Source organism: Billgrantia sp. Q4P2, from assembly GCF_052806135.1.
Window position 1 is genome coordinate 1 of sequence record NZ_JBRBAI010000008.1, and the last position, 12,635, is coordinate 12,635.

Here is a 12,635-nt window from a genome sequence, read left to right on the forward strand (position 1 = left end):
TCCGCCTGCAGCGACTTTACGAGTTCTCGTCTTCGTCGAGCAGGCGCTTGAATTTTTTTAGTGCGTAGATCTGCAGATGGGCCTCGCCCAGTGCCTCCTTGGTTTCCCTCAGCTCCGACTCATACTGCTCGCGAATGTCCTTGGGGCGTGCCCGGAACCCGTTCTCCATGTTGCGCTGGGCCTCCTCGATCCAACCTTCGACCTCGGAGACGGTGAGATCATGCTCACGAGCCACTTCGGCGACCGTGGTCTTACCCTTGAAAATGTCCATGACCACAGCGGCTTTGCGCTTGGCGGTCCAGCGTTTGACGGTGGGTTCGTTGCTCATTTCGTCCTCCTGATGGCTGCACTATAGCCTGTGCAGCTCTGGAGGGGGTCACTTCACCAGGGGACAGAGCTGTCACGTTCGATGCGCTCTTCCAGTTGGATATCGGATGGAAGGTCGGCAATGATTTCCGTGAGCGCAACACTCGCACATTCCAAATGATCATCGATCGCGTCGTCAGTGAATACAGCACGATAGTGCAGCGTACCATTATCGATATGCGCATATAGGAACCGAAGCGTCGGCGGAACTTCTCCTAATAGAGCTCTTTGTATACTCAACGCTAAATCAGTATTTTTCATACGGGGTACACTTAACGCCCCAAGCAGGGGAATATTTTGCGTTTTGAGCGCAGCGAAGCAAAATATTTCCCGCTGCCTTGGTGGTTATGTTGTTTCGCATAATCATTTTTTGAATATTTCGGGTGTTGCCCATTTGCTTGAGCAATGCCAGTCTTTTGGAATTTCGGATATAGCCTCTTCAGGCCCCTCGAGATCCCAAATATGCTCCCAACCACCAGTAGAATAGTCGGTAACACGTACGACACCTTCCCATTTCTTGAGCCATTCTTGCATGAAATCAAAATCGGAAGCATCATCGACATGATCTACGTATATTGTTACTTTCTGCATAGCTCACTCGGCAACATAACGTTTGTAGCAGGGGCGCGACGTCAGGAGCGTCCCTTGCCTACACTTGTTAAATGCGACCCGCACAATCATGCAAGCGCATCTAGAAAGCTATTGATAGCATCCAGATCCTTCTCGGACTCAGCCTTACGACGCAGTACCGGGGCAAGATGGTACTCAAGCAGCTTTTTGTCTTCCGCATCTGCTGGAATGTAGCCTCGAATTACAGCAATCAGGTTCGCGACCGTCATAAATGACGCAAATACCTCATACCCACGAGCGCTTGCAAATGGGAGCTTGGAAAGATAGTGCTTGGCCAATCGGATTTGATCTGACTTTCTCCAAGACCTATGAGGCATAACAAGTAGTGCTTCGTCCCAATTGTCGCTGCTATTCGGGTAATGATCCATTAACCAGCTTGCTGCTTCCGAGGATTGCAGCTCGCGAAGATGGGTGCATATTAATCGTTGATTTTCGTTCATTGCTTCCGTATGGCTCTGCAGCATTTAACGCCCGGCTCACCAGCGCCCAAACCGGAGAGGCTTTTGTAGTAAAGTGAGCGCAGCGAAACCTACAAAGCAGCGTAGGTTTGAGCGTCTGCGTGTAGCCGTTTGTTATACGATATCACTCGATAAACAATAAGTTCAGATAATGTGGTGGTATTCCATTTTTATCGCACCAAAGATCTAATCTATCTCTTTCAGAGGAAGCATATCCGGTATTATCGTCAAGCGTTACTACGTGTGTATGAGCATGAATTGGCCGAATGTATTCTCCATCTCTCATAAATAACCTTGTGGCGATCAGATTTTGACCAACCTCAACTGCCATCGCGCCGTGCTTGCTTGTAAGGTATTCATTCATGCCTTCATCTAAGGGTAGATAACCTCCGCGCATTGCCATAATGTTTATCGCTGATATTTCCGCTTTTCCTAAAATAGCCGGCTCCCAAATATTGTCATCATCGCGCTTGAGACGTTTTTCTTTAAATTCAACCGAGTTATACATCCAGCCAGCTTCATCTCCAATTCGCACTGCTTTCGCTATTAAAAGGGGTTCAATGCTGTCCATATGAAGACCGTCGTTCCATGGCATTTTAATATCAAAGTGGCAAGATATTTTTGACCAGATTAACTCTAGGATAAGTTTTGCAGAGTTGTGACGTGTAGAAAAAACAGCTACCCACTTATCTTCATCCTTTATGGCTAAGAATGGGACACCATTCCCTTTCACAAGGCAATACTGATTAGAAGTTACTAAAGAAGGAATGCTAGGAATTCCAAATCCTGCGCCCGCTTCTTTTTTTTCTTCCAATATATCAACGAAAACTTTCCTCAAGCCGCTTTCGGTTTTGTATCCAAAATAGCCGTGGATAATGGTGACTGGAGCCAAAGACTCTTGAACAAGACAGTAAAAAAGAATGCCGTCGATCTCGGATAACCCATGAATTCCAGAATAGCGCTCAGGCGCAATTTTCCCCGTTATTTGTGCAAAGTGTCTTCTCGCTGAAGTAATGTCGGGCTCATACCCCTCGTGAATTAGCTTATTTTCGAAATGTTCTGCAAATTTTCTGCGAATGCTGGCGAGGTGATCCATTGCATCAATATAATCCGGCTTCCTGAGCGTTTTTTTTACCTCAAAGATACAGAGAATATTTTCGATATCATATATGTATTGCTCTGTAAGCCCGTATCGTTCACCTTTCCCATGCACAAGCATGCAGTCAATTTGCGCTGGTTGCATTTCGCCACCAATAGACACAAAACCGGAAACCACACTCAAGTCTAAATGTTTAGGTATGGCGAAGTTCTGATCAATGCCTTGCTTCGTTATCTCTTCATACGCGCTACCCAGCGTCGGCATATGAGGCATTTCAAATCCAGCCAATTTCTTGGTTTCTTCTCTGATGAATATTTCAAGTAATTCAGATGCTTTACTTATCAATGATTAATTCTCAATTTTATAATTTCGTATAACGCCAAGTGCAGCTGCAGTTTGGACGGCGCGGGGCTTTGTGTAGAATGGCGCAGCCATACACAAGGCGGAGTGCCGCCCAAACTGTCAGCTGGCACGCATTGTTATAAGAAAACCAGTTCGCCATATGCTTTTGCTTCGGGGATAGAAATATATAAATGCTTTGGCGTTTCAATATTTTTATTGGGTATAAATACATGCCGGTATTCGTTCTGGTACAAATATTTAATGTGTTTATGAAACTCTACCGACGAAGCTTTTTCATGCTTCGGTCTGATTGGATCAGAATAGATTACCGGCTTATACCCATGATCTATAATCTCGGTCTTAGCTTTAACCTTTTCGTAAAGTTGATTTGAAAATATTTCAGAGTCATATATAAAAAGGCAGGCATCAGCTTCGAAATCTCCGAACAATCTCACATCAAACTTAAAAGAAGAACAAAATACGTAATAGTCACTTTGCGCCTCCATTGTCAGTTCTACGCCAAGAACTCCTTCAACCGGTCGCCCATCTAGCGTTGTTACCTGAATATCTCTTGGATGCGGACTGTAGATAGCTTTCAGTTCATCATCCATTTGCGCAACATTTAAAGAAGGATCAGAAAACGTGCTTGCCAATGATATTTTAAGGCTATACTCCTTCAGAAAAGCACTTTTACCGAATTTTATTAAGTGCGGCTTTTTCTTTAGCGCATAGTCATTTAATTTTTTAAGCTTTTCTTCGTGACCGATCATCGCATTAGGTATTGATGCCCCCTTCATAAACATGGGCTCAAATCCTTCATTGCGTGAGTCTAACGCTTGAAGCACATGAGTAAATTTTCTCATCAGGCTCATTCCGGGTTCCATTCGGACATCCCTTAAACCAATCTTTCCGTTTAACTCAAGAGTTGTTAAATTTTCTATTAAGTATCTCGCACGAGCACACAGGGCGGTAGTTGACAGGTGAGTCAAATAAGAGTCCTGATCATACTCATACCGCCAAAGCTCATGTAGCTGCAAGATGCCCCCTTTTCTTATAACGCCGCATTCAGCGGCTTGTCCGCTGCAATGCTTTGTTAAGCATTTTCGTCTGACTGAACCTCTCTAGCATTAAAATATTGACCGCCATCAGCTGTCTGCTGAACAAAATCCGCAATACGCACTTTAAAACCTTTTTTTGCATAGTCTTTTGCAACTGCCTCAAAATATTCTTCGTCAACTTGGAAGCTGGCCAGCTTGAGCACTTCAATTCCTACTTGCGTCAAAAGATAAACCTCTGCCTTTAAGGTTTTGGCTTGTTCTTCGTGCTCCACCAGCATGATTCTGTTACTTGCAATAAGCGGCAGAAAAAACTTAGTTGCATCTCTAGATTTATAGGTCGTACTCAGCCCAACAGCTTCAACTCCTGAGAGAACGCCAATATCTTGTAAGAAAAGTAGCTGAGAAAAAAATAGCCCTTCTTTCTCAAGAAACTTCTCCTTCTTGCGGTAAATTCGTTCCCCTATCACGAATCTAGCAGCTTTGCTAATAAGCTCCGCTTCTGCTTTCGAGAGACCCTTGAGGAATTCAAGGGTTCGCATAGAATAGGAGCCCGGTTGCTTCACCTCTCCCGCAAGAATTCTTCCCCACAAATCCTGAAGCTCACTAGAGGATACTCTTCCAGCATAATCTCTCCAAGAATATAACCAATCATCTTCTATTGGCTTGTCAGATGCTTCTTGTTGATCCCTACTCAAAATATCTTCTGCAACCATTATTGACTTGGCTACATTAGCTTCCTTGCGTATTGATTCCGACAAGTCCGAATTTACAACTGATGTCGCCAACTCAGACAGATCTAGTTTCGGTTCAATTCTGCGTTGATCATCAGTCGTGTGATCTGAGTCTTGAATAAGTATAATATCAGAATTTATATGAAGCTTTGCCGATCCAGATTTAATTGACTCGACTTCTTTCTCTGCCTGAGCAACTAACAGCATTTCCTTTCGACGTATTTCTGCACGCGCCTCAGCCATACGCTTTTCTTGCCAAGGTGCAAGCAAGCCCCCGATACCTTTATCTGCGAGACTCTCCCACATTTTCAGGAGTAACTTTTCTCCAGGATAATCCATAATCTTCCTCTATGCTTAACAGGTATTGGATAGCACGCTCGTTCATCATCTTGAACGCGCCGGCGCGTTCAACAATCTTATCTAGCCTGCTGCTTCGCACCTAACCCATTGATATCTCATTAGACTAAGAATAGCTAGGCAACCTATACAGAATTCGCGTTCTTGCGCATTTAGCCGGAATGGATATGCTGTATAAAAAACCAGAAAAAGGAATGCAAGGAGCAGCTTATGGACGCGCACAGGCGACCTCCAAAGCTCATGGATCGCGTGAAGGCCATCATGAAGGTTAAACGCTACAGCCCTCGCACCGAGAAAACCTACTGCTACTGGATACGCTACTGGATACGCTACTTCATTCGCTTCCATGACGTGCCTCATCCTGCCAGCATGGGAGGTTCCGAGGTACGCGCCTTCCTGGTACCTCGCCGTGGAACGCCAGGGGAAGCAACTGGAAAGAAGTGATTCAGCGACAGCTATCGCGTAATGGCTTTATTCAGAGGGTGAAGGGGGGCTCGAAGCACTAAAGCTCGCTCGCTTCACGTCTACTACACAGAACTTAAAGAAAACAATCCTCACAAAATCAACAACCACAAGTATAACACCGAGCACCATAATCCCTATTCGCAGATACGTTCCTATGTCTACATAGGCCCCACCCTTTCCTAAAGCAGGTGTGAACGCACTGCCCCAAAACAGCAGCGTTAGCGTTATATACAGCATCGCCCATCGATATCGACCTACATAGAGCGCATGACCTCCTATAAAGGTAAAAATGTACAAAGCACCGACTGCTAAAATCTTACTGCTTACCAGCTTTTCCCCTTCTTTTTCTGTCATTTTATGTCAGTCTCCTCGACTTAATCTAAAATTCGCGAATGTACCAGCATCGAGAGCATCTTGTATCAGCCGTACTCTTTATGCATAAGAGGCCCGGCTTTAGAACGATTTTACCGCGTCAAGGCTACCATGCGTGTGAAACGCGACAGCCCACGTACTGAGAATTTCTACTGCTACTGGATACGCTACTTCATCCGCTTCCAGGGCGTGCGACACCCTGCCAGCATGGGAAGCCCCGAGGTACGTGCTTCTTGGAGCACCTTACGGTGGAACGCTATGTGGCAGTCGCCACACAGAACCAAGCGCTGAATGCGTAGCCCTCTGGAACATCGAGACGTTCAGGCACGCTACCGCCAGGAGATGCTGTTAATCAGCCCCCTTCCCCGACGATCACAGACCGCCTACATGCCTTCACCGGATGACGCTAGAATCCGATTTGAGCCATTTATTTACTTTGGCTTGCTTTATGAATCATCGGCTTGCGTACAGGAATCTTGAGAAAAAACCGAATGATGCAGTTACCCGGCCCTACGCCACGTCCTGCACCTCCCGGCACCTCGGATAGGCCGAACATCCCCAGAATCGGTTGCCGACGTTTGCGCCGCGTTTCGAGGTGCGTAGCACCATGGCGCTTCCGCACTTCAGGCAGGTTCGGTCGGAGCTGGATTCGAAGCGGGCCTGGAGCTGTTTCACGTGCTGGCGGTGCGTTTTCCGGTTGGGTGCCAGTCGGCCGGTTGCGATTCTTTCCAGCGCTTCCTGTACCTGAAAATCGTTCAATACAGGCTCGCGGAACGACTTGATGTAGCGCACATAGCCGCCACCGATGGTGACGTTGTCCGGCATGCTGGTCTTGAATACGGCGCTACCCGAGAAGACCACCACCGAGTGGATGGCTTCCGAGGGCACGTCGAGCAGGGCTTCCAGCGCTTTCACGTGCTTGTAGTTCTGCCGCAGCGGGTTCTGGAACTTGAAGGTCTTGCGGTAGAGCTTCTGGGTCCACTGCGCCTGCTGTTCGCTGCCGAAGATCCAGCCCGTCATATGCTTGGTTTCGATGACGAAGATGCCATAGCGGGAGACCAGCACGTGGTCGATCTGGGTGGTGCCGTCGGGTGTGGCAAGCGTGACGTTGTGAATGCCTCGATACTCATCCGCCGGCAGCCGCACCCTGGCGATCAGCTTGACGAAGGCTTCACCGAACAGGCCCTTGAACCAGCGAGACTTGAGGAGGCCGAGCGCCAGCGCGACGAGGAGGAACCACCACAGCGGGCGCACGGCGTCATAAAAGATCGAATAGTAGTCCAAGGCACATCTCGCACAGACGAATCGGCAAGCGGATTGCTTCGGCCCGCTTTGCTCCCAACCTATCGCCTTCCTACGTGTAAATCTACGTAACGAGCCTGAAATTTGACCTTGGTCGTGTCAGCATGGGAAAAGACTTACGCCATGTAAGCCATCTCTTACATGGGCTTGCTAGCCTCGGCTTCTACCTACGAACCGCCGCTTCGATCACAGCGACGTCTATTTTTTTCATCGTCATCATTGCATCGAACGCCCGCTTGGCAGCGGAGCGGTCGGAGCTGGTATACGCCTTGGTCAACGCGATTGGCGTGATTTGCCAAGAGATGCCCCACTTGTCTTTGCACCAACCGCACTCGCTCTCCTGGCCGTCGTTGCCGACGATCGCATTCCAATATCGATTGGTCTCGGCCTGGTCTTCCGTGGCGACTTGGAAAGAGAACGCTTCATTGTGCTTGAACGCGGTCCACCGTTCAGCCCCAAGCAGGGAATACCCATCACGGTAAACTCGACAGTCAATACATCCCCTTGCTTGCCCGAAGGGTAGTCGCCCGGTGCGCGATGCACCGCGTCGACAGATGAATCGGGAAAGGTCTTGGCGTAGAACGTTGCCGCTTCCTCGGCATCGCGTTCGTACCAGAGGCAAACCGTGTTCTTTGCGCTCTTGGTCATGATGGTCTTCCAGCGTCATGGCGCCTCGCTGCCTGGCTGATGCTTTCCATGGTCAGGAAAAGATAGGCCAGCCGGAAAGAGGCCGCCATGGGCTGTACAAGGCCGGATTGGCAGGATAAGCGTTCAACAGCCGCTGAATCGTCTACTCGCCCTTTCTGGCAACGATGAAGACCGTCGCCTTTCCAGGTTGCCACTCCCGCTCGATGGAGAACCCCGCACTGACCAGCTTATCGATCAGGGCCTGCTTGCCGAAGCGATTCACGTAGGGAGCGAATCCCAACATCTGCATGGGTGGAATCACCAGGCGCAGCAGGAAGTTGATATCGCCGATCAGGACGGTGCTGGAAACGAACACCCCTCCGGGTTTGAGCAAGCCATGCACCCTGGCCAGCGTCGCGTCCAGATCCTCGAGCAGGTGCAGGATATTGAGCCCCAGCACGGCATCGAAACTCGCTTTCGCCAGGTCCACCTCTTCCAAGGTGCCTCGTTGGAAGGAGATGTTCTCGACACCGGCATCACGTGCCTTGCGCGCCGCGATCTCCAGCATCCTGTCGGAGATATCGATAGCGACCATATCCCTGACATGGGGGGCATGGAGTATTGCCGTACTCCCCGTGCCGCAGCCGAACTCCAGCACGCTGCTATCCGGGCGCAGGTACTCCTGGGTGATGGCCAGCTTCTTCCGATACGCGCTCTCGTTGCGAATGGGGCTCTTGGCGTAGCGCGCAGCACTATTGTTCCAGAACGCTCTGGCATCTTTCATATGTCTACCTTTGGTCAGCACCTTCACCGAACACCGGCCGAAAGAAGCTCCTCTCGTAACTGAGGATGCAACGGGTCTCTTCGGCGTACTGGAAGGCAGCTTGGCAATCGGAATCGGCAAGCGACGCTATCCGATACTCTTCGTAGGTCGCCATGCTGGGAAAGGTGAAGAGCGCGAGAGCGATGTTGTTGGCACCCTCCGACGGGAGGAAGTAGCCATGGTGTTCTCCACCGAACTTCTCTACCAGCGGAATCCACAGCCTGGCGTAGTGCTCGAACTCCTTGAGTTTGTACGGATCGATGACGTAACGCAGGTAGCAGGTAAGCATGACTGTCCTTTTCGAGTATTTCTTTGACTGATTCAGGTCTGGCGAATATTGCATGCCCTACCCAAGCATGCCACTGACAGGCCGAAATCGAAGAATAATTCGTCACAAGGGTGGGTCTAGGATCACCGCGCCCTTCTGCGCTTCAAGGTCACCGACCACGGCATCATCGGCGACTACCGGGAGCCTTCGCTGTGTTTGGTCTTCAGGATGGCTTAGAAATACTTGCTCATTATCATCACACGTGGCACGTAGCCAAGCGCCTCATAGAAGCGTACTGCCGCCTCGTTCCGTGCCAGTACCTTCAACTCGATCTTGTAGGTACCGCATTCGACAGCGTAGCGTTCCGCCCGCTCCACGAGACTGCGACCGACCCCGAGATTGCGACACTCCGGCTGGACGAAAAGCTCCGCCATGAAGCTGAATGGATCCGGCCTTTCGTCAAGGTCCTCGGGTGAAATGCATCCCCAAAGGCACACGTATCCGACCAGGCCACTGTCGTCCTCGGCTACGAATACCGCGCCTGCCGTACTCTCTACCTTTGTCATCAGCTCCTGAAAATAGCGGTCGATGATCTGGTCCCCAGGCGCGAGATCTGTATCCAGCGGCCGTAGTGTCTCATGCAGGCAAAGGACAAGACTACGAAGCACTTCGTAGTCTTCCTGCCTGTAGGGTCGGATAGTCACCATCAGTGTCGTACCTTCAAGGCTATCAAAGTCACTCAGCTCCTTAAACTAAAGACTAGAACAGAGCATTGTGCAAACGAAAAGCAATCCTGACTTCGTTATGTCAGGATTTCATAGAGAAGCAGGGTTCGCCCTTCATGCTCGGATTTCCCAAAACATGAATACCCCGCCTTTTCGTACACGTACCTGGCATGAGAGTTTGTTTCGAACACGTCGAGCCAGACACGACTTCTGCCGTACTCACATCCGCACAGGTCCCGAACAATTTCCAAGGTGCACGCACCGATGCCACGCCCTGGATTCGAAACGACGATTCGACGAAGCTCAATGCTCACGTCATCAGGATCCAGCGCCAGTATGACGAAGCCAACCAAGTCTTTACCTTGGCGAATCGTTTTGTAGACTACGTTCGGCTTGGAGAATTCTTCCTGATGTTTTTCCAGGCTATACGGGACAATGAATTCAAGTGTTTCACCTTGCTCCATTTCGCATATGGCCGCCAGTTCCTGAAACGACGTGTCATCCAGCATGAGCCTCTTGCCCTCCACCACGCATCCTCCTAAGTCCTCTATTTTCTCTCACGGACCGCGCGTAGATCTTCGATATCTACCACCCTTGAAGAGCAGGAATACCCAGCGCGGTGTGTTTCTTATTATCTCGATCAGCATAGCCGATTCCCTGGCGTCGATTTTGCCTCAGCATAGCGAAGCGAGACCACCCCCCCTGAAACATTCTTCAACTCATTCATCATTTCTCCATATAAAACACCTCAGTAACTCAATCTAATGGACAGATCCAAATTTCCCCCATCATACGAAAAACTGGCATCCTCGAACGAAGGCGCACTCATTGAGGCTTTTGCCCCGCTTGAAAAGCCGTAGCCTTCCGTGGGGACACCTAGAAAATTAGTATCCAGCTTGCCGTCCATATTTTCATCATGAATGATGGCCAATGCATACGTTCCTGGCGGGATACCCAAAAAATAGCAACGCGCCTGCGTATCCTGAATTTTCATCAACATTATATTGGTTGCTGAGTGAAGAAATTCAGTAGGAAACCCTTCCGGCGATTCGAAAAGCGCGCAAGCTATAGCTCCATTACTGTTACTAATGTTTGGAATATTCACGTGAATACCGGGGCACTCTCCTTGGGCAAATACGATGACAGGAAAATTTGCAAGCATCATAACTGCCCAAAATGCTACATGTCGCAGCCCCATGTTGAGGTGCGTTACAGGGTAACACACACTGGAGCCCAGCACGGATTTCAGATTAGTTGAATCACTCATTACCCTGCCTCCTCATAGCTGCGATCTATCACACTGAATGTTGGTAGCCGGTGACGGGCAGCACGATGAACAGCAGGAATACCCAGCGCGGCGTATTTCTTATTATCTCGATCAGCATGGCCGATTCCCTGGCGTCGATTTCGCCTCAGCATAGCGAGGCGAAGCCAACCCCTCCAGTCAGTACTTACTTACCTTGGCGTACCCTGCTGGGCCGCGTTGTGGCTAAAGATATGGCTGCTCACATTTCAGGCAAAGGCCACGGCGTGGCCCCACGCCAGCGCCCGCTGCGCCCTTCCAAGGCCTCGCAAAAAAATGCTCAAGATTGGGATGGGCAAGCCGGCAACCTTATACTAGGCTAAATGCAACTCAATGTTACAAAATAGGCGCTTAGTGTATCTGAACGACAGCGGCAGTGGCTAATGGATGCAGCGGCGCTTTGGCGCCATGAAGCCCGCCGAACAGACGGGATCAAAGTCGAGCGCAAGCGCGCTGTAGTGAACTGGAGAATCCTGGCGTTGATTGCGCCAGTGGAGGTGACGCCATGAACTGGACCAAACTCCCTGACAACTGGTGGTGTAACGAGTTCGGCGACCAGATCCACCGCTACGAGATCCTGGACGATGAGGACCGATGCCAGATCGAGTACCACCTCCACCACGCAGGGGAGCGTCTGCCTTGGAGTGGCAAAACCCACACACTGGCCGAAGCCCAGCGTCAGCTGGAGCACAGCCGGGATTGATGATCTGAGGGCCTTCGTACTGGCAGCTCGCATGAAAGCGCCCGTCCAGTGTGCGCGAGCGCCCGTCGTACGTTGAGCCCCCTCCCGTCAGGGCTTACTAACCTGCCTTGCCAGGCCGTACACTGAATTCATCATAAGCTTCGAAAATCGTATTCAGCTCATCGAAGCTTGCCGCGTTGCCCAGGCCTTCGAAACTCCCCTCTTCGGCCATCAACTTGGCGGCTCGCATGAAAGCGCCCCAGGCGGTTCGCGCGAGCGCCGAGCCGACGCTGATTCGTCGCACGCCAAGCCCCGCCAAGTCCGCCACCGTCAGCCCCATGTTACCCATCACGATGACATTCACCGGCTTCGGGGAAACGGCACTGACGATGGCACCAAGCTCCTCCCGCGTTCGCGGCCCGGGGGCGAAGAGCACGTCTGCGCCGGCCTCGGCGTATGCCGTCAAACGTTGCAGTACGTCCTTCAGTGGTTCGGGGCGGCCCACCAGGTAGCTTTCCGCCCGAGCGGTCAGCAGCACCTGCGCTCCCGTTTCGTCGATGGCAGCGCGGGCGGCGCGAATGCGCTCCACGGCGAGATCGAGATCGTACAGCTGGCCCGGTTCCCCGGTGGCATCTTCGATGGAGAGCCCGGCAACGCCGGTATCGACGCAGCGCGCCACATTGGCCGCAACGGCTTCGGGCTCGTGCGCATAGCCAGACTGGAAATCCGCGCTCACCGGCAGTTCGGTGGCGTTTACCATCTCGACGATGTGAGCGAGAGCGGCCTCGCAGGAGAGCCCCAGCACGCTGTCGGCCTGGCCCTGGCTGAACTGGAAGCCCGCGCTGGTGGTTGCCAATGCACGAAACCCGCAGTGGTGGAGGAAGCGCGCGGTACCGATATCCCAAGGGTTGGGGATGACGAAGCAACCCGACTCATGAAGCCTGGCGAAATCTGTGCGTCGTTGCTCGAGACTTACCATAACGCCTCCTGTAAGAAACCGCTCTGTGAAAACACCATCGCGCTATCG

Annotated in this window: 19 protein-coding genes; 3 read left to right on the forward strand and 16 right to left on the reverse strand. The window is 50.9% G+C overall.

The annotated features are described in order from the left end of the window. Nucleotides 1–16 precede the first annotated feature (16 nt). The 7 genes from ACUY1T_RS14530 to ACUY1T_RS14560 form a co-directional block, all read right to left on the reverse strand. Nucleotides 17–328 carry a transposase gene (locus ACUY1T_RS14530; protein WP_446023985.1) on the reverse strand — a complete coding sequence of 104 codons (312 nt, stop codon included), beginning with the start codon at nucleotides 326–328 and terminating at the stop codon, nucleotides 17–19. A 53-nt stretch (nucleotides 329–381) separates the two neighbouring features. After that, nucleotides 382–627: a hypothetical protein gene (locus tag ACUY1T_RS14535; RefSeq protein ID WP_446023987.1), complete on the reverse strand. Its 246-nt coding sequence runs from the start codon at nucleotides 625–627 to the stop codon at nucleotides 382–384. Nucleotides 628–729: 102 nt separating this feature from the next. Further along, on the reverse strand, nucleotides 730–957 hold the full coding sequence (locus tag ACUY1T_RS14540) for a hypothetical protein (protein ID WP_446023989.1): 228 nt from the start codon (nucleotides 955–957) through the stop codon (nucleotides 730–732). Between the two features lie 86 nt (nucleotides 958–1,043). Next, on the reverse strand, nucleotides 1,044–1,460 hold the full coding sequence (locus tag ACUY1T_RS14545) for a hypothetical protein (RefSeq protein ID WP_446023991.1): 417 nt from the start codon (nucleotides 1,458–1,460) through the stop codon (nucleotides 1,044–1,046). Between the two features lie 118 nt (nucleotides 1,461–1,578). Further along, the gene (locus ACUY1T_RS14550; RefSeq protein WP_446023992.1) at nucleotides 1,579–2,898 is read right to left on the reverse strand and encodes a DUF6602 domain-containing protein; all 1,320 of its coding nucleotides are present in this window, start codon (nucleotides 2,896–2,898) and stop codon (nucleotides 1,579–1,581) included. 134 nt (nucleotides 2,899–3,032) lie between these two features. Then, the gene (locus tag ACUY1T_RS14555; protein WP_446023994.1) at nucleotides 3,033–3,767 is read right to left on the reverse strand and encodes a hypothetical protein; all 735 of its coding nucleotides are present in this window, start codon (nucleotides 3,765–3,767) and stop codon (nucleotides 3,033–3,035) included. 221 nt (nucleotides 3,768–3,988) lie between these two features. Continuing rightward, entirely contained in the window at nucleotides 3,989–5,023 is a 1,035-nt protein-coding gene (locus ACUY1T_RS14560; RefSeq protein WP_446023996.1) for a DUF2806 domain-containing protein, read from the reverse strand. 258 nt (nucleotides 5,024–5,281) lie between these two features. Between ACUY1T_RS14560 and ACUY1T_RS14565 the strand changes: the two genes are divergently transcribed. Then, nucleotides 5,282–5,485, forward strand: coding sequence for a phage integrase N-terminal SAM-like domain-containing protein (locus tag ACUY1T_RS14565; protein WP_446023997.1), 204 nt, complete (start codon nucleotides 5,282–5,284; stop codon nucleotides 5,483–5,485). Nucleotides 5,486–5,512: 27 nt separating this feature from the next. On the opposite strand, the gene ACUY1T_RS14570 is transcribed toward ACUY1T_RS14565, so the two are convergent. Next, the gene (locus ACUY1T_RS14570) at nucleotides 5,513–5,860 is read right to left on the reverse strand and encodes a hypothetical protein (RefSeq protein WP_446023999.1); all 348 of its coding nucleotides are present in this window, start codon (nucleotides 5,858–5,860) and stop codon (nucleotides 5,513–5,515) included. Nucleotides 5,861–5,989: 129 nt separating this feature from the next. Between ACUY1T_RS14570 and ACUY1T_RS14575 the strand changes: the two genes are divergently transcribed. Beyond that, nucleotides 5,990–6,169, forward strand: coding sequence for a phage integrase N-terminal SAM-like domain-containing protein (locus ACUY1T_RS14575; protein ID WP_446024329.1), 180 nt, complete (start codon nucleotides 5,990–5,992; stop codon nucleotides 6,167–6,169). A gap of 219 nt (nucleotides 6,170–6,388) precedes the next feature. On the opposite strand, the gene ACUY1T_RS14580 is transcribed toward ACUY1T_RS14575, so the two are convergent. The 7 genes from ACUY1T_RS14580 to ACUY1T_RS14610 form a co-directional block, all read right to left on the reverse strand. Next, entirely contained in the window at nucleotides 6,389–7,162 is a 774-nt protein-coding gene (locus ACUY1T_RS14580) for an NERD domain-containing protein (RefSeq protein ID WP_446024000.1), read from the reverse strand. Between the two features lie 181 nt (nucleotides 7,163–7,343). After that, nucleotides 7,344–7,847, reverse strand: coding sequence for a VOC family protein (locus ACUY1T_RS14585; RefSeq protein ID WP_446024002.1), 504 nt, complete (start codon nucleotides 7,845–7,847; stop codon nucleotides 7,344–7,346). 123 nt (nucleotides 7,848–7,970) lie between these two features. Further along, nucleotides 7,971–8,591 carry a class I SAM-dependent methyltransferase gene (locus ACUY1T_RS14590; RefSeq protein WP_446024004.1) on the reverse strand — a complete coding sequence of 207 codons (621 nt, stop codon included), beginning with the start codon at nucleotides 8,589–8,591 and terminating at the stop codon, nucleotides 7,971–7,973. 4 nt (nucleotides 8,592–8,595) lie between these two features. Next, nucleotides 8,596–8,919, reverse strand: a complete 324-nt coding sequence (locus ACUY1T_RS14595) for an NIPSNAP family protein (RefSeq protein WP_446024005.1) — start codon at nucleotides 8,917–8,919, stop codon at nucleotides 8,596–8,598. Nucleotides 8,920–9,131: 212 nt separating this feature from the next. Then, a complete protein-coding gene (locus tag ACUY1T_RS14600; RefSeq protein ID WP_446024007.1) occupies nucleotides 9,132–9,605 on the reverse strand; it encodes an N-acetyltransferase family protein in 474 nt (157 codons plus the stop codon). A gap of 95 nt (nucleotides 9,606–9,700) precedes the next feature. Continuing rightward, nucleotides 9,701–10,153 carry a GNAT family N-acetyltransferase gene (locus ACUY1T_RS14605; protein WP_446024009.1) on the reverse strand — a complete coding sequence of 151 codons (453 nt, stop codon included), beginning with the start codon at nucleotides 10,151–10,153 and terminating at the stop codon, nucleotides 9,701–9,703. A 218-nt stretch (nucleotides 10,154–10,371) separates the two neighbouring features. Then, nucleotides 10,372–10,890, reverse strand: a complete 519-nt coding sequence (locus ACUY1T_RS14610; RefSeq protein WP_446024011.1) for a DUF2141 domain-containing protein — start codon at nucleotides 10,888–10,890, stop codon at nucleotides 10,372–10,374. A gap of 541 nt (nucleotides 10,891–11,431) precedes the next feature. Between ACUY1T_RS14610 and ACUY1T_RS14615 the strand changes: the two genes are divergently transcribed. After that, entirely contained in the window at nucleotides 11,432–11,629 is a 198-nt protein-coding gene (locus ACUY1T_RS14615; RefSeq protein WP_446024012.1) for a hypothetical protein, read from the forward strand. A 97-nt stretch (nucleotides 11,630–11,726) separates the two neighbouring features. Here ACUY1T_RS14615 and ACUY1T_RS14620 read toward each other — a convergent pair whose 3' ends face one another. Then, the gene (locus ACUY1T_RS14620; protein ID WP_446024014.1) at nucleotides 11,727–12,587 is read right to left on the reverse strand and encodes an isocitrate lyase/PEP mutase family protein; all 861 of its coding nucleotides are present in this window, start codon (nucleotides 12,585–12,587) and stop codon (nucleotides 11,727–11,729) included. Nucleotides 12,588–12,635: the final 48 nt, after the last annotated feature.